The organism is Vreelandella sp. GE22 (genome assembly GCF_968212445.1).
On record NZ_OZ309110.1, the window covers coordinates 326115 to 343352 of the forward strand.

Genomic DNA, 17238 nt, shown 5'->3' on the forward strand with positions numbered 1-17238 from the left:
GTAGACGGGCGGTATATGGAGGTAACCACGCAGTAATTCGCTTTTCAATCGCTCAGACTTGTTGCCATGGAGCCCGCCTGGCGGGCAGCGCCCATTTTCAAAGAGCCTGGAGAGCGACCATGAGTCACTTCATAGATCGGCTGAATTTCTTTCGCAAAGACCGCGACGCCTATGCCAACGGGCATGGCGAACTACGCAGCGAATCCCGCCAGTGGGAAGACAGCTACCGTTCCCGGTGGCAGCACGACAAGGTGGTGCGCAGCACCCACGGCGTCAACTGTACCGGTTCGTGCAGCTGGAAAATCTACGTCAAGAACGGCCTGGTGACCTGGGAGGCCCAGCAGACCGACTACCCGCGTACCCGCCCGGACCTGCCCAACCACGAGCCGCGTGGCTGCCCCCGCGGCGCCAGCTACTCCTGGTATTTATACAGCGCCAACCGGCTGAAGTACCCGTTGGTGCGTAAACCGCTGCTGGCGCTTTGGCGCGAGGCACGCAGCCAACACGCCGACCCGGTGGATGCCTGGGCCTCGATCGTCGAAGACCCGACGAAAACGAAGCAGTACAAAAGCGCCCGCGGCATGGGCGGCTTCGTGCGCGGCGAGTGGGAGGAGATGAACGAGATCGTCGCGGCCTCCAACGTCTATACCGCGAAAACCTTCGGGCCCGACCGCATCATCGGCTTCTCGCCGATCCCCGCCATGTCGATGGTGAGCTACGCCGCGGGCAGCCGCTATCTGTCGCTGATCGGCGGTGTTTGCATGAGTTTCTACGACTGGTACTGCGACCTACCGCCGGCCTCCCCCATGACCTGGGGCGAGCAGACCGACGTGCCCGAGTCCGCCGACTGGTACAACTCGAGCTACATCATCGCCTGGGGCTCCAACGTGCCGCAGACCCGCACGCCGGACGCGCACTTTTTCACCGAGGTGCGCTACAAGGGCACCAAGACCGTCTCGATCACCCCGGACTACGCGGAAGTCTCCAAGCTCACCGATGAGTGGCTCTCGGCCAAGCAGGGCACCGACGCCGCACTGGCGATGGCCATGGGCCACGTCATCTTGAAAGAGTTCCACCTCGAGAACCCCAGCGCCTACTTCACCGACTACGTGCGCCGCTATACCGACATGCCATTTCTGGTCGAGCTGGAGCCCCGCGCCGACGGCAGTTTCGCGCCGGGTCGCCAGCTGCGCGCCAGCGATTTCGACGCCGCACTGGGTCAGGAGAACAACCCCGAGTGGAAAACCGTGGCCTGGGACGAGACCCGCGACCAGCTCGTGGTGCCCCGCGGCTCCATCGGTTTTCGCTGGGGTGAAGCCGGCGACAACGTCGGCAAGTGGAACCTCGAGCCGCTGGACGCCGAAGGCGTCGAGATCAAGCCTCTGCTGAGCCTGGTGAGTCATCACGACAGCGTGGCGCGGGTGGCTTTCCCCTACTTCGGCGGTATCGAGCACGAGCACTTTACCCACGTGAAAGGCGAGGGCGCCGGCGCTGCGGACGATCTGCTGTTCCACCATCTACCCGCCAAACGCTTGAAGCGCGCCGACGGCAGCGAGATGCTGGCGGTCACGGTGTTCGATCTCATGTGCGCCAACTACGGTATTGACCGCGGCCTGGCCGCCGATGGCGGCGAAGACGACGGCGCCACCGATTACGCGCAGATCCGTCCGTACACCCCGGCCTGGCAAGAGAAGATCACCGGCGTGTCGGCTTCGCAGTGTACCCGTATCGCTCGGGAGTTTGCCGACAACGCCCACAAGACCCAGGGGCGGAGCATGATCATCGTGGGGGCCGGTATGAACCACTGGTACCACATGGACATGAACTACCGCGGCCTGATCAACATGCTGATCATGTGCGGCTGTATCGGCCAAAGCGGCGGTGGCTGGGCGCACTACGTGGGCCAGGAAAAGCTACGCCCACAGACCGGCTGGACGCCGCTTGCCTTCGGCCTGGACTGGCAGCGCCCGCCGCGGCACATGAACTCCACCTCGTTTTTCTACAACCACTCCTCCCAGTGGCGCTACGAGAAGCTGGAGATCAAAGAGATTCTCTCGCCGCTGGCCAACGCCGAGGAGTATCCGGGCAGCCTGATCGACTTCAACGTACGCTCGGAGCGTATGGGCTGGCTCCCCTCGGCGCCGCAACTGGGTTCCAACCCACTGCGCCTGAAAGCCCAGGCCGAGGCCGCCGGCATGTCCACCGCCGACTTCGCCGTCGACCAACTCAAAAGCGGCAAGCTGCGCTTCGCCGCAGAAGACCCGGACGCCCCGGAGAACTTCCCGCGCAATATGTTCATCTGGCGCTCCAACCTGCTGGGTAGCTCCGGCAAGGGCCACGAGTACATGCTCAAGTACCTGCTGGGCACGCGCCACGGCATTCAGGGCAAGGACCTGGGGGATTTCGGCGGTCAGAAACCCGAAGAGGTGGTTTGGCGCGACGACGCCCCGGAAGGCAAGCTGGACCTGCTGGTCACCCTCGATTTCCGCATGTCCACCACCTGTCTTTATTCGGATATCGTGCTGCCAACGGCGACCTGGTACGAGAAGGACGACCTCAATACCTCGGACATGCACCCCTTCATCCACCCGCTGACCGCGGCGACAGACCCCGCCTGGGAGTCGCGCAGCGACTGGGAGATCTACAAGGGTATCGCCAAGGTATTTTCCAGGGTCTGCGAAGGTCACTTGGGTGAGGAGACCGATCTGGTCACGCTGCCCATGCAGCACGACTCCCCCGGCGAGCTCGCCCAGCCCGACGTGCTCGACTGGAAAAAAGGTGAGTGCGAGGCGATTCCCGGCAAGACCATGCCGTCACTCATCGAGGTGAAACGCAACTACCCGGAAACCTATGAGCGCTTCACCTCCGTCGGGCCGCTTTTGGAAAGCATCGGCAACGGCGGCAAGGGCATTGCCTGGAAGACCGAAGCCGAGGTCGAGCTTTTGGGTAAGCTCAACCACCGTAAAACCGAAGGCCCTCACGCCGGGCGTCCGCGTATCGACACCGCCATCGACGCCGCTGAAATGATCCTGACCCTGGCGCCGGAAACCAATGGTGAGGTGTCCGTGAAGGCCTGGCAGGCGCTCTCCAAAATCACCGGGCGTGACCATACCCATTTGGCCACCTCCAAGCATGAAGAGAAGATTCGCTTTCGCGATATCGTCGCTCAGCCGCGCAAGATCATCTCGAGCCCCACCTGGTCGGGCCTGGAGGACGAGCACGTCTCCTACAACGCGGGCTATACCAACGTCCACGAGCTGATTCCCTGGCGCACCGTTAGCGGCCGTCAGCAGTTCTATCAGGATCACGCCTGGATGCGCGCCTTCGGCGAGAGCCTTTTGGTCTACCGTCCGCCCATCGATACCAAGGCGGCCAAGGGCTTCATTCTGCCGGCGGACAACGGCTTCAAGAGTAAGGCGTTCAACTTCATTACGCCGCACCAGAAGTGGGGTATCCACTCCACCTACTCCGACAACCTGTTGATGCTGACTCTCAATCGCGGCGGGCCCGTGGTGTGGCTCTGCGAGAGCGACGCGGCGGATATCGGGATCGAGGATAACGACTGGCTCGAGGTGTACAACGCCAACGGCTCCATCGCGGCCCGCGCCGTGGTGAGCCAGCGGGTCAAGGAGGGCACGGTGATGATGTATCACGCCCAGGAGCGCCAGGTGAACGTGCCCGGCTCCGAAGTCTCCGGTACCCGCGGCGGTATCCATAACTCGGTGACCCGCGTCTGCCCCAAACCGACCCACATGATCGGTGGCTACGCGCAGCTCTCGTACAGTTTCAACTACTACGGCACGGTCGGCTCCAACCGCGACGAGTTCGTGCTGGTGCGCAAGATGCACCACGTCGACTGGCTGGATGGGGAAGGCAACGACAGCGTCCAAGAGCCTGGTAGTCAGAGCAAAGAAGCTCACAAAAGCGATGCGCACAACAACGATACGCAAAACAACAGTTCCCAGGAGGCCGTGAAATGAAGATTCGCTCCCAGGTCGGTATGGTCTTGAACCTCGACAAGTGCATCGGCTGCCACACCTGCTCGGTGACCTGCAAAAACGTCTGGACCAGCCGTGAAGGCATGGAGTATGCCTGGTTCAACAACGTCGAGACCAAGCCCGGCATCGGTTATCCCAAGGAGTGGGAGAACCAGAACAAATGGAAGGGCGGCTGGCTGCGGCGTGCGAATGGCAAGATCGAGCCGCGTATCGGCGGCAAGTGGCGGGTGCTGGCGAACATCTTCGCCAACCCGGACCTGCCCGCCATCGACGACTACTACGAGCCGTTCACCTTCGACTATCAGCACCTGCATACCGCCAAGATCGGCAAGCACCAGCCGGTCGCGCGCCCGCGCTCGCTGATTTCCGGCAAGCGCATGAAGAAAATCGAGTGGGGCCCCAACTGGGAAGAGATCCTGGGCACCGAGTTTGCCAAGCGGCGTAAGGACGCCAACTTCGATAACGTGCAGGCGGATATCTACGGGCAGTTCGAAAACACCTTCATGATGTACCTGCCGCGCCTTTGCGAGCACTGCCTGAACCCCACCTGCGTGGCCTCTTGCCCCAGTGGTGCGATCTACAAGCGCGAAGAGGACGGCATCGTGCTGATCGACCAGGACAAGTGCCGCGGCTGGCGGATGTGTATTTCCGGCTGCCCGTACAAGAAGATCTACTACAACTGGAAAAGCGGCAAGTCCGAGAAGTGCATCTTCTGCTACCCGCGCATCGAGTCCGGCCAGCCGACGATCTGCTCCGAAACCTGCGTGGGCCGTATCCGCTATCTGGGCGTGCTGCTTTACGACGCCGACCGGATCGAGGAGGTCGCCGCCTCCGCCGACGAGCGCGATCTTTATCACCGCCAGCGCGAGATATTTCTCGACCCTCACGACCCGGAAGTGATCGCCCAGGCCAAGCGCGACGGCGTGGAAGATAACGTCATCAAGGCAGCCCAGGCGTCGCCGGTCTACAAGATGGCCATCGACTGGGGTCTGGCGCTGCCGCTGCACCCGGAGTACCGCACGCTGCCCATGGTTTGGTACGTGCCGCCGCTTTCACCGATTCAGTCCGCTGCCGAGGCCGGCCATATCGAGTTCGACGGCATCCTGCCCAAAATCGAGTCGCTGCGTATTCCCGTGCAGTATCTCGCCAACATGCTGACCGCGGGCGAAGAGGCCCCGGTGGTGCTGGCGCTCAAGCGCCTGATGGCGATGCGCGTTTACATGCGCGGCAAGCACGTGGAAGGCGAGGAAAACGACGCCGTGCTCGAGGCGGTGGGGCTGACCCGCGTTCAGGTGGAAGAGATGTATCGCTACCTGGCCATCGCCAACTACGAAGACCGTTTCGTGATTCCCACCAGCCACCGGGAAATGGCCACCGATGCCTTCCCCGAACGGGGCGGCTGCGGCTTTACCTTCGGCGATGGCTGCCACGGCGAGAGCCAGCCTAACCTGTTCAACGGCCGCAAGCAGACCAGTGTGCTGGTCGAGCCGGTCGGTGTTTTCGAGCCGCAATCCGAGGAGGTGCGTCATGACTAATGTAGCCCCACAAGCGCCCGACATCGAGGCGGTAGAAGCGACACAGAGCGGCATGCGCACGCTGCGGGTATTGGCCCGCTTGCTGGACTACCCCAGTGCGGCGCTCCAGCAAGCCTGTGGCGAAATGGTCGAGATCATCGAGGCCGAGCCGCGCCTGGACGACGCCATGAAGGCGTCCTTGGCGGGGTGGTGTCAGCGCCTACAGGCGTACGATCTGCTCGAACTGCAGGCGGAGTATGTCGCCTTGTTCGATAAAGGGCGCGCCACCTCGCTTTTGCTCTTCGAGCACGTGCACGGCGAGTCCCGGGATCGCGGCCAGGCCATGGTGGACCTGCTGGACGAGTATCGCGCTGCTGGCTTCGAGCTTGACGCCCGGGAGCTTCCGGACCACCTGCCGGTCTTTCTGGAGTATCTGTCGTTTTGCAGCCCGGCGGATATCGGCCGTTGGCTGGGCGAGATCCGCCATATTCTGGCGCTTCTGACCGCGCGGCTCGAAGAGCGCGAGGCCGATCACGCCCTGGTACCGCTGACGCTTCTGGCGCTGATCGGGGCGCAGGAGGACGTCGCCGCCCACCGCCCTCAGGTGCAAAAGGAGGCGCCGGACCATACCCCCGAGGCGCTGGATGCGGTGTGGGAGGAGGAGGCCGTTCGCTTCTCCGCCAAATCCGACGAAGACTGCGCCCTGCAATCCGCCGAAGGGCGCCGCCTGGCCGAGCGCAAGCATACGGTACAGCCGCAGCCGGTGCGGATCATGCCCGGCAATGCCGGCTCGTCTTCCCCGTCCGCGGGCCGTTAACAGGAGAAAGATCATGTTTGATGCCCTTGAGCACTACTTCACCCACTTGATCTACGGCTACTACCCGTATCTGGCCGGCACGGTGTTTCTGATCGGCAGTCTGGTTCGCTTCGACCATGGCCAGTACACCTGGAAAACCGGTTCCAGCCAGATGCTCTCTCCCGGCACCATGCGCTTGGGGAGTAATCTGTTCCACATTGGGATCATCGTCATCTTCTTTGGCCATTTGTTCGGCATGCTCACCCCGCACTGGATTTATGAGCCCTTCATCGCCGCCCATAACAAGCAGCTGCTCGCCATCGTAGTGGGCGGTATTGCCGGGGCGATGTGCCTCGTCGGCGGGGGCATACTGCTGTATCGCCGCCTGTTCAATCTGCGCGTACGCCAATCCTCCAGCCTGATGGATACCCTGGTGCTGGCGATTCTGGTCGTGCAGGCGGGCCTGGGGATGGTCACGATCTTTTTCTCACTGGGCCATATGGATGGCGAAATGATGCTCACGCTCTCCAGCTGGGCCCAGGCCATCGTGTTCTTTGGCGGCGGCGCCGCGGATTACATCCAGGAAGTGCCCTGGATCTACCGGATGCACATCTTCCTGGGGCTGACCATCATTTTGCTATTCCCCTTCACTCGCCTGGTGCACGTCTGGAGCGCCCCCTTTGGCTACGTTACCCGGCGTTATCAGCTGGTTCGCCGCCGCGGTTAACCCTTTGAGTGAGCCATCGAGACAACGGTGATTGAGATGCAGGCAACGAATAGGCAAGCGACCGATATGAACAAAATCGATATAGAGCAGCTCCCCGGCAGTACCGCGGCCCCTTCGATTCGCGTAGGTGAGGCCGTGATCGACGAGGAGACCATCGCCCGGGAAATGCAGCACCACCCAGCGGCCACCGCTGAAGAGGCGCAAGGCCAAGCGGCGCGGGCACTGGTGATCCAGGAGCTTTTACGCCAGCGCGCCTGCGAGCTGGGGCTTTTATCAACGAGCGACGAGCGATCCAGCCCCGAGCAGGAATCGGCGATCACGGCTCTGCTGGAGCAGGAGCTACAGGTACCGGAGCCCTCTGAAGAGGACACTCGGCGCTTTTTCGAGATGCACCAGCAGCGCTTCAACGAACCCGCGCAGATACACGTTCGCCATGTGTTGCTGGCTGCGGCACCGGACGACGCTGCCGGGCGCGACGAGGCATACCAGCAAGGCGAATCGCTGATCGAGACACTTGAGACGATGCCCGAGCGCTTCGACGAATTCGCCGCGCGTTACTCCGCCTGCCCCTCCAAGGAGAGCGGTGGCGACCTGGGCTGGCTGGTGCCCGGCCAGACCGTGGCGGAGCTCGACCGGGCGCTGCAGCATCTACCCGTAGGGCTTCACTCACGCCCGCTCGCCTCGCGTTACGGTTGGCACGTGGTCAGCATCGACGAGCGGGTAGAAGGGCGCGAATCCGTGTTCGAACACGTGGCCGATAGAGTCCGCCACCACCTGCGCGAGCAGACCTCGCGGCGGGCGCTTCGTCACTATCTGTTGGCCCTGGAAAGCGAGTTCGGCGTCGAAGGTTTTGTGCTGGACGACGACGCCGGCGGCTCCCTGATGCAGTAAGCAGGAGACATTCATGTCGCACACCCCGTTCGATGCCCGGTTCATTCCGCTCAACTGCGTGGTTCTGACCGTGTCCGATACCCGCGGACCGGACCGGGACGGCAGCGGTGATCTGCTCGCCCAGCGCCTGACCGAGCAGGGCCACGTACTGGTGGAGCGGCGTATCCTGGTGGACGATATCTACCAGATTCGCGCCGCGGTCTCGGCCTGGATCGCCAAGCCCGATGTGCACGTCGTGTTGGTCAACGGCGGCACCGGCTTCACCGCGCGGGACACCACGCCCGAGGCGCTGACGCCGCTGTTTGACAAGGCCATCGAAGGCTACGGCGAGCTTTTTCGTCACTATTCGCTGCAGACCATCGGCACGGCCACCATCCAGTCCCGCGCCGTGGCGGGGCTTGCCAACCAGACGCTGCTGTTCACCATGCCAGGCTCCCCCAAAGCCTGTGCGCTGGCCTGGGACAGGATCATCGCGCTGCAGCTCGATGCACGCACCCGGCCATGCAATTTCGCCACCATGATCTTTCCTACCGCGCCGCTTTGCGGCAGCCGTCGGCACGCGGTGGCCTCGAACGACCCGGAGGGCCTATGAGCTGTCCCTGTGGCGAGCTCGAACACCGCCCCCTCGTGCCGCTTTTCGAGGCCCGGCAGCGGCTGATCGACGCCGCGACGCCGATTAACGCCACCGAGCGTGTCGCGCTTGCCCAAGCCCAGGGCCGCGTGCTGGCCCAGGCCGTCACCGCGCCGGTGGATCTGCCCGGGGTGGACAACAGCGCCATGGACGGCTTTGCCCTGCGCCTGGCGGACTACGCCGCCACCGGCGAAGGGCTGCCCGTGATGCTACGCGTGCCGGCCGGGGCGGGTGTCCTGCACCTGCAAGAAGGCGGCTGCGCGCGCATCTTTACCGGGGCGCCGGTGCCGCTGGGCGCCGATACCGTCGTGGCCCAGGAGCGCACTTGGCTGGATGAACGGGGCTGCCTTCATCTGGATGAGAAACCGACGCTGGGCGCCAACATTCGACGGCAAGGGGAAGAAACGCGCAGCGGCGCCACGCTGCTCGAGGCGGGCGATACGCTGGACGCGCCGGCCATCGCCCTGCTGGCAAGCCACGGCGTTAACACGGTCAGCGTGTATCGTCGCCTGACCGTTGCGCTGCTTTCTACCGGCGACGAGCTGATCGAACCCTGGGCGGCGCGCGCGCCGGGGCAGGTCTTCGACAGCAACCGCGCCATGCTCAGCGCGCTGCTGGTAAAAGCGCAGTGCGAGGTGATCGATTTAGGAATCGTCGCCGATGAGCCCGAGGCGCTATATCGCGCCTTGCAAACGGCCACAACGTCGGCGGATGTAGTGCTTTGTAGCGGCGGCGCCTCGGTGGGGGAAGAGGATCACGTACGCTCGGTGATCGAGCGACTGGGGCGCATCGACTTCCACGGCGTTGCCGTCAAGCCCGGTAAGCCCTTCGCTTTCGCCACGCTTGGAAGCGGCGACGAGGCCACGCCGCTGATCGCGCTGCCGGGTAACCCGGTCGCCTCGCTGGTGGGTTGGCACTGGTTGGCGCTGGCCTTCATTCACGCGCGCCAAGGCCGGTGTGCGGTGCCACTTCAGCGCTACCGGGTAAAAGCCGGCTTCCACCAACGCGGGCCCAGGGGCCGCTGCGAGCTTTTACGGGTGACGCTGACCTGGCATGACGACACACCGGTGGCCCGCCTGGCGGGCGGGCAGGGCTCGCACATGCTCAGCGCTGCAAGCCAGGCCGATGGCTACCTGATGGTCGAGCCGGACACCGATGTCACGGCCGGGCACGACTACCTTTTTTATCCGCTCTCCCCGTTCGATCGATAAAAGACGCCTGGGCCTTGCGCTTTTGCTTGGCAGCGACGAGCGCCCGTGGACGCCCGTTGGTCAGTTAAACAGCCAGTGGCTCAGTCCAGCACCTCGGGCTCGTTGGCATTCGCCGGGGTGAGCAGGTAGTAGAGCGCGGGTACGACGAATAGCGCCAGCAGCGTGGCCGAGATCAGCCCGAAGATGATCACCAGCGTCAGCGGCCGGTAGCTTTCACTGCTCACGGCCAGCGGCACTAGCCCGACGATGGTGGTCACGGCGGTGGTCAAAAGCGGGCGCAGCCTTCGCGCCGCGCCGGCGGAGGCCGCTTCGGCCACGCTCATGCCCTCCTTGAGGAAGCCGTTCATGGTATCGACCATAATGATGCCGTTGTTGATCGCGATGCCGATCAGCGATACCAGCCCGATCATGGCGAAAAACGAAAACGCGATCCCGAATGCCCAGAAGCCCAGTGCGGTGCCGATGATCGCCAGCGGCATGGTGGCGAAGATGATCAGCGCCTGGCGGAAACTGCTGAACACGATGACCAGCACGCCGACCACCAGCACGATGGCCACCAGCATGGCGATTCCCACCGAGCCCAGCGTATCCGCCGTCTCGGCGGACTCGCCGCCCACCGCGATGCGATAGCCTGCGGGCCAGTCGCGCTGCAGCTCATTAAGGCGGGGCGAAATCTCGTTCATGATCTCGGTCACGGTGCGGCCCTGGTTTTTGGCAAGCACCGTCAACGCGCGTTCACCACCGACGTGGGAAATGGCGATCGCGCCTTCCGACTGAACGGGATCGAGAAGCTGGAACATGGCGATGGAGCCACCGTCCGGAAGGTAGGCGCGCACCCGCGAGAACTCCTCGACATTGCTCGGCCCGCCGGCCTCGCCGGGTTGGCTTGGCCATTCCATGCCGAGGCGAATGTCGAGATCGTCGGTCGCGCCGTTGCTGGCGAAGGTGCCGATGATATCCGAGCTGTAGGCGATGCGGATCTGGGAGGCGAGCTCGTCGTAGGAGATACCGAAGAAGCTCAAGGCGTCGCGGTTGGGGCGCAGCGCCAGTTGAGGTTGCGGCGCGCCCAGGTTGTCGCGCACGTCCACCACGTTCGGGGTCGAGGCGAGCACGTCCTGCACCTGAAGCGACAGTTCCTTCAGGGTATCCATGTTGCCGCCCAGCAGCTGAATCTCGATGGGGTCCCCCGGCGACGGCCCGCTGCTTTCCGGCACCACAAGGAGCTCGGCTCCGGCGACGTGGTCGCTCAAGAACGTGGAAAGCTCTTCGCGCAGCGCTTCCGCCAACACGTAGGAGTCCGCGTCCCGCGCATCACGCGCTTTGAACATCGCCGAAAAGCCGATGAAGTTCTCGGCGTCGCTGGGCTGCAGCGATCCGGTGCCGGCGAACGGGCTCTTGAGCCCCACCAGCTTGCTGATGCTCGCAAAGTAGGGCTTGTCGCGCAGGATCTCGCCGACCTGGTCGGCCACCACCTGGGAGGTCTCCAGCGGCGCGGTGGGCGGAAGCTCGATGTTGATGCCGAGGCGCTCGCCGTCCGCCGGCGGGAAGAGCTCGAGCCGCGCCTGGCTGAACGCCATCAGCGAAACCAGGAACAGCGCGACGGCGCCCAGTACCCAGAGCCAGGCGCGGCCACGGCTGGCCACGATATAGCGGCCGTTGAAACGCTCCACGCCGTCGACGGCGCGCTGGGTCACCCGGTCCGCCAGGCCCGGTTTCTCGTTGTCTTCGGCGCGGCGCTGCTTGCCCAAAAGCGCCCGCGAGAGCGGCACCGCGCAAAGCATCGCGACCACGAAAGAGAGCACAAGACAGATGATGATCGTAGCCGGCAGAATGCGCACAAAAGCGCCCATGGTGCCGCCAATCGACATCAAGGGCGCCATGGCCAGAAGCGTGGTGACCTGGGCGGCGAAGATGGGGACCGCGTAGCGTTTGACGGTGATCAGTACCGCCTGGCCGAAGGTACAGCCATTGCGGTAGATCTCGTCGTGCAGCCCCTCCATCAAAATGATGAAGACATCGATGATCATCACCAGCGCAATCACCATGCCAATGATCACCAGCTCGTTGAGCGAGTAGCCAAACGCCCAGATGACCAGCAGTACGCCGGCAAAGGTGACGGGCACGGCCAGGCCCGACACGATCGCTTCGCGCCAGGAAATAGTGATGAACAGGATGGCGAACACCACCAGCATGGTCTGCAGGGCGCTGACGAAGACTTCCGTCAACGAGTCCCAGATCTGTACGGCGTCGTCCTGAAGCACCGAATAGCTCACCTGGGAGGGCCAGGTGCTGGCCCCTTCCAAATCGGCGAGCGTGGCGCGAATGCGCTCCACCACCTGCACGGTATCGGCGCCCGGCGTCTTGGTGATCGACATCTCCAGCGACGACTCGAAGTCGCGGCCAAGCTCGCTGAAAAACGCCCGCGACTGCTCGGTTTCCTGCATACGCTTGACCGTGGCGACCTCGCCCAGGGTCAGCGCCCGCGAGCTTTGGCTGTTCTCCAGGCGGGAGACGGGCAGCGCGCGCAGGTCGTCGATATCGGAAAAGCGGCCTTCCAGACGCACCACCGCGCCCATGTTCTGGCTACGCACTTCGCCAAACGGCTGCTCGATATTGGCCTGCTGCACGGCGTCGCGGATGGCGGTGGGCGAAAGCCCCAGCGCGAGAAGCCGCTCCGGGTCGATGAGGATCTGGACGATATCCTCGCGCTCGCCGCCGATGTTGACCTCGTTGATGCCCTGCACGCGCTCCAGCGCATCGCGCATCTGCCGGGCCGTCTGGTTGAGCATGGCGGAGTCGGCGCTTCCGTGCAGCGCCAGGGTCAGAATCGGCCGGTCGTCCACCGAGCTCTGGCTGATGTTGGGGCTCTCGACTTCCGAGGGAAAACCCGGCTCCGCATCCGCCACGGCGGCGCGCAGCCGGGTCATGGCGTCGGTGGTGTCGGTCGAGGCATCGAACTCGACGGAGATGACCGACAGCGAATCGAAGGAGGCGCTGTTGACCTTGTTCACGCCGCTGAGCGTGGTGATTTCATCCTCGATCAGGTCGGTGATCTGCTCTTCCACCGATCGCGGGTCCGCCCCGGACCACACCGTGGTAATGCTCGCCTGGGGGATATCGAGGGCGGGCAGCGCCTCCTTGACCAGTGCCGAGTAGGCGAACAGCCCGCCCAGCAGCATGGTGAGGGTGAGCAGAACGGCAAAGATCGGTTTGAGAAAGAAAAAACGCATCAGCCGGTGGGCGCTGCGCACCTCCTCGGTTTCGCGGCGCGGCGGCGGGGTTTGCTCTACGGCATCCGAGCTCATGGCTGACCCCCGATGAGCGTGACGCGGTCGCCGTCGTTTAGCCGGGTGCGCCCTTCGGTGACCACCTGTTCACCGGGGGAGAGCCCTTCCAGCACTTCGCGGCGCTCGCCGGCCTGCTGGCCGAGCTGGACGCTGCGCTCTTCCACCCGGCCGCTTTGTTCATCGAACACGAACACGAACGCCTGATTGTTCAAGAAACGCAGGGCGCTGAACGGCACGCTCAGCGCATCGGTCATTTCAGGCTCAGCCATCCAGACGGCGACGAAGGCGCCATCCTGCAGGCGCGGGTCGTCCTCGGTCGTGCGAAGGGTAACGCCGAAGGTGCGCGACTGCGGGTCGATGGAGGGGCTGATCGAGTGGATTTCACCGAGCTCCTGACCGTCCAGCGTTTCGGGGTCGAGGTTATCCGCGTTTTGCGGCAGTCGCCCGCCGATGATGGCGCGCGCGCCCACCTCGACGCGGTTGAAGTTGTACGACGGCAGGTCCACCCGTACTTCGAAGCTCGAGGGGTCGATCACCAGCGCCGGCACCGTTTGAAGCGCGCCCTGCTCGGTGGAGGTGTCCACCGTGCCGGGCATGAAGTAGCGGCCCTGTTCGATGTTCAGGCGCGCCAGCACGCCGTCGATGGGCGACACCAGCCGTGACTCCTCGAGCATGACCTCGGCTTGGGCGATCTCCGCGCGGGCGCTGTCGCGGGTGGCCAGCGCTTGCTGGACCTCGACCCGTGCCTCGTCCAGCTCCTGGGCGGAGGCGGAGCGCTGGTTGACCAGTGTCTGGTAGCGGTCCTGGGTGACGCGCGCAAGCGAAAGGCTCGCCTCCGCTTCCTCGAGGGACGCCCGCGCGGAGGCCAGGTCCGCCTCCAGCCGCTGGGGGTCCTGGTGGGCAATCAGCTGACCTTCGGACACCGGCATGCCCTCGCGCAGGTCCTGATCCACGAAGGTCACCTTGCCCTGTTCGGTGAAGTTCAGATACTCCCGGTGCCGGGAGCGCGCAGTGCCCTGGCTATACGTCCACCCCTGCAGGGGCATGACCTCGGCCGGCACCACGCGAACGCTGACCGCCGGCGCCTGCTGAGTCTGTGCGTTTTCGCCTTGCGCTGAAGCCTCTTCCTCATCACGGCCACAGGCGCTCAACAGGAGTAAAAGAGCCAGCCCACCGGCGATGGTTTTCATGTTCATAACGCAGAAGTTCCTGTAAGAGACGGGTCGAACGTCGAGACGGCGTCAAAGCCACCGCCCAGGGCGAGGTGGAGGTCGATGCGATTGGCCAGCCGGTCATACTGAGCGGTGATATACGCGCTGCGGCTATCCAATGCACTCTGATAACTTTCAAGCACGTTCAAGAAGGGCTCGATACCCTGGATGTAGCGGTTGAACGAGACGCGCACCGCCTCGTCGGCGTAATCTGCCGCCTCCTCGCTCTCCTCGACGCGTCGGGCCAACAGGTCGTCCACCGCCAGCGCCGTCTCGACTTCGGAAAGCGCGGTGAGCGCCACCTCGACGTAGCCGTAGAACGCCTCGTCACGCTGGCCTTCAGCCACATCCGCTTGGGCCCGCAGGCGTCCGCCCTGAAAGACCGGCTGCACGATGTTGCCGGCAATCGTCCAGATGAAAGAGCCGCTGCTGAAAAGATCCGCCAGCTCACTGCCAGTGGAGCCCGCGCTACCGGTCAGGGAAAGGGCGGGCAAAAAGGAGCGCTCCGCCGCGGCGAGCCGATAGTCCGCCGCCTGCAGCGCCCACTCGGCCTGGCGCACGTCGGGGCGGCGCGCCAGCAGCTCGGCGGGCACGCCGGCGGAGGGGAACGGCGGTACGGCGGGAAGCTCGCTTTTAGTGACCAGTTGCCCCGCTGGGTAATCCCCCATCGACGTTTCCAGCTGGCGCGTCGCCCGGGCCAGGTTTTCGCGGCGCTGCTGAAGCCCCGCCCTGGCGGAGCTCAGGTTGGCGTACGCCAGGGTCACGTCCGTGGGCGAGACCACCCCGGCATTGGCGCGGTTCTCGACCTGGCGGGCGAACTCCTCGAGCGCCTCGACGGTATCTTCGGAAAGCGCCACCTGCGCCCGGGCCTGGACGATATCCAGATAGAGCGACACGACCTCGGCGGCCAGCGACTGATGCATGCCCCGAAGCTGCTCGCTGGCGGCGAGAAAATCCGCCTGCCCCGCCGCCGCGATGGACGACAAGCGCCCCCACAAATCGACTTCCCAACTGATATCCAGCGAGGCGTTGTGCGTATTGGTGATGTTCTCGCCTTGGCCGCCCGGACGGCGCTGTCGGGCGCTATCCAGCCCCGCGCTGAGCTGGGGAAACAGATCCGCCCGATCAGTACGCGACTGCGCCTCGGCGATACGCGCCTGCGCAATGGCCTGGGCAAGCCCCGGGTTATCGTCCAGCGCGTTGCGCACGAAGGCGTTGAGTTCTTCGTCCTGAAAATCCTGCCACCAGGTGTCCGCGACAAAGACCTGTTGACCGGTCGCTGCCAGAAACGCGCCGGGGAGCTCGACCGGCGGCGGGGAATTCGGGGAAGGCGTGGCCGCACAGGCGGTGAGCAACATTCCCAGCCCACACAGATAAACGAGTCGACTAAAACCAGTGATGGGTATCGGCATATCTTCAGTCCGGTGAAAGTAGGCGTAGCATGACGTCGCGGTGGCTTTGCTTGATCGCGGCAATTTCGCTGGCAGCGCTTTCGCCACCGATGATCATTTGCCAAAACATGGCAAGCACCGCTGGTGAAAACGCCAGGGCGATTTGTTCGGAGGTCAGCGAGGTATAGGGCGCGTACTGGCGTAGATAGGTTTCCAGCACCCGTTGGCGCTTTTGGATGTAGGGGCGATAGGTATGGTGATACCACTGTTGGATGCGATCCGGCTTGCGTGCGCTCTCGACGATCAACAGCCGCATGATGGAGAGCCGGCGCGTCGATTTACCATCGCCGTAGAGCATGTCCATAAAGCTATCGACGGCGGCTTCCAGCGTGGCGGCGCTGCCCAGCGACCACGGGTCGTCTTCGATGGGCAGCATGATCGTATCGAGCAGCGCCTCCAAAAGTGCTTCTTTGCCTTCGAAGTGCGCGTAGAGCCCCGCTTTGGTGATACCTGCCTTTTGCGCAATGCGCTCGACGGTGGCCCCTTCGAATCCCACCGTGCTGAACGCGTCGAGCGCGGCATCCAGAATGTATTGGCGGCGAACCTCGGGCGGCAGACGCGTGCGCTTGCGTTGAGGAGCCGGGGGCGGTTTAGCGCGGTGCGTCATGGGGCTAAGCGTCGTGAGTCGTAAAAAAGGCTACTATACCTTAACGACCATTTGGTAGTTAAACGATTTGCCCGATCATTGATTTGGACATAGAGTGCATGCTGACTTCGAGCCGCTCAGGATCCAGGACATGATGCATTCAAACGACTATCTCCGCCCGCTAACGCTTGTGCTGGCCATTGGAAGCTGGGCGCTTTGCTCATCGGCATCGGCGCAGTGGGAGGGCACGCTGGGGGCGGGTGCGATCTACACCCCGGACTACCTGGGCAGTGACGACTACGAGTGGAACCCCTTCCCGGCGGTGGAGGCGACCTACGACGACACGCTGTTCTTGAGCATTCGCGACGGGATCGGCTGGAACGTCATCAATCAGGGTAACTTGAAGGTGGCGCCTTTTATCGGCTACACCTTCGGCCGCGACGATACCGGCGACCTGAGGCATTTCGAAGAGGTCGACGGTGGCGCAACGGCGGGGCTGCGCGTTAGCTACCGCGGTGCTGGCTGGCGCTACACCGGGTCGGCGGAAACGCCCTTTACCGGCGATATCGACGGCTACCGCCTCGCCTTCAAGGCCCGGCATGTCACGCGCTTGAGCGAACGCACCGTGATGACCTTTGGCCCGGAACTGGCTTATACCAGCGACAAATGGACCGACGCCCTGTTTAGTGTCTCGCCCGCCGATAGTGCGCGCTCCGGCATCGCGGCTTTCGAACCCGACGATGGCGCCTTCGCGCTAGGCGCCAATGCATCGCTGAGTTACTACCTGACAGAGCAGTGGTCGGTCACTGGCCTTCTGGGCGTGTCGAAGCTCACCGGCGACGCCAGCGACAGCCCGATCGTCGACGATGTAGGCAACGACGTGCAGTGGCGCACCGGCGCGTTCATCAACTACCACTTCTAGAAAGCGTACGATG

General features: G+C 63.9%; 12 protein-coding genes. 8 read left to right on the forward strand and 4 right to left on the reverse strand.

From position 1 onward, the window contains the following. The first annotated feature begins 119 nt into the window (after positions 1-119). From ACWHRL_RS01630 to ACWHRL_RS01660, 7 genes are all read left to right on the forward strand, one after another. Complete coding sequence (locus tag ACWHRL_RS01630; RefSeq protein ID WP_447894956.1) at positions 120-3980, forward strand: nitrate reductase subunit alpha; 3861 nt, start codon at positions 120-122, stop codon at positions 3978-3980. Further along, positions 3977-5533, forward strand: coding sequence for a nitrate reductase subunit beta (gene narH, locus ACWHRL_RS01635; RefSeq protein ID WP_447555094.1), 1557 nt, complete (start codon positions 3977-3979; stop codon positions 5531-5533). The genes ACWHRL_RS01630 and narH overlap by 4 nt, the downstream gene beginning before the upstream one ends. Next, positions 5526-6329 (forward strand): nitrate reductase molybdenum cofactor assembly chaperone, encoded by an 804-nt coding sequence (gene narJ, locus ACWHRL_RS01640; protein WP_447555095.1) that lies wholly within the window; start codon positions 5526-5528, stop codon positions 6327-6329. Before narH ends, narJ begins: the two co-directional genes overlap by 8 nt. A gap of 13 nt (positions 6330-6342) precedes the next feature. Continuing rightward, the gene (gene narI, locus ACWHRL_RS01645) at positions 6343-7035 is read left to right on the forward strand and encodes a respiratory nitrate reductase subunit gamma (protein WP_447527559.1); all 693 of its coding nucleotides are present in this window, start codon (positions 6343-6345) and stop codon (positions 7033-7035) included. 66 nt (positions 7036-7101) lie between these two features. Further along, a complete protein-coding gene (locus tag ACWHRL_RS01650; RefSeq protein WP_447894957.1) occupies positions 7102-7926 on the forward strand; it encodes a peptidylprolyl isomerase in 825 nt (274 codons plus the stop codon). Positions 7927-7939: 13 nt separating this feature from the next. Next, positions 7940-8518, forward strand: a complete 579-nt coding sequence (moaB, locus tag ACWHRL_RS01655; RefSeq protein WP_447527561.1) for a molybdenum cofactor biosynthesis protein B — start codon at positions 7940-7942, stop codon at positions 8516-8518. Continuing rightward, a complete protein-coding gene (locus ACWHRL_RS01660; RefSeq protein WP_447894958.1) occupies positions 8515-9768 on the forward strand; it encodes a molybdopterin molybdotransferase MoeA in 1254 nt (417 codons plus the stop codon). Before moaB ends, ACWHRL_RS01660 begins: the two co-directional genes overlap by 4 nt. 80 nt (positions 9769-9848) lie before the next feature. Here the strand turns inward: ACWHRL_RS01660 and ACWHRL_RS01665 are convergent, their stop codons facing one another. The 4 genes from ACWHRL_RS01665 to ACWHRL_RS01680 are packed head-to-tail and all read right to left on the reverse strand — an operon-like array spanning position 9849 to position 16324. Continuing rightward, positions 9849-13073, reverse strand: a complete 3225-nt coding sequence (locus ACWHRL_RS01665; RefSeq protein WP_447894959.1) for an efflux RND transporter permease subunit — start codon at positions 13071-13073, stop codon at positions 9849-9851. Beyond that, a complete protein-coding gene (locus tag ACWHRL_RS01670; protein ID WP_447894960.1) occupies positions 13070-14251 on the reverse strand; it encodes an efflux RND transporter periplasmic adaptor subunit in 1182 nt (393 codons plus the stop codon). Before ACWHRL_RS01670 ends, ACWHRL_RS01665 begins: the two co-directional genes overlap by 4 nt. Continuing rightward, positions 14248-15678, reverse strand: a complete 1431-nt coding sequence (locus ACWHRL_RS01675) for an efflux transporter outer membrane subunit (RefSeq protein ID WP_447894961.1) — start codon at positions 15676-15678, stop codon at positions 14248-14250. The genes ACWHRL_RS01670 and ACWHRL_RS01675 overlap by 4 nt, the downstream gene beginning before the upstream one ends. Before the next feature lie 4 nt (positions 15679-15682). Then, on the reverse strand, positions 15683-16324 hold the full coding sequence (locus ACWHRL_RS01680; protein WP_447894962.1) for a TetR/AcrR family transcriptional regulator: 642 nt from the start codon (positions 16322-16324) through the stop codon (positions 15683-15685). 130 nt (positions 16325-16454) lie between these two features. Here ACWHRL_RS01680 and ACWHRL_RS01685 point away from each other — a divergent pair, with 130 nt between their 5' ends. After that, positions 16455-17225, forward strand: a complete 771-nt coding sequence (locus tag ACWHRL_RS01685) for a MipA/OmpV family protein (RefSeq protein ID WP_447527565.1) — start codon at positions 16455-16457, stop codon at positions 17223-17225. Positions 17226-17238 lie beyond the last annotated feature (13 nt).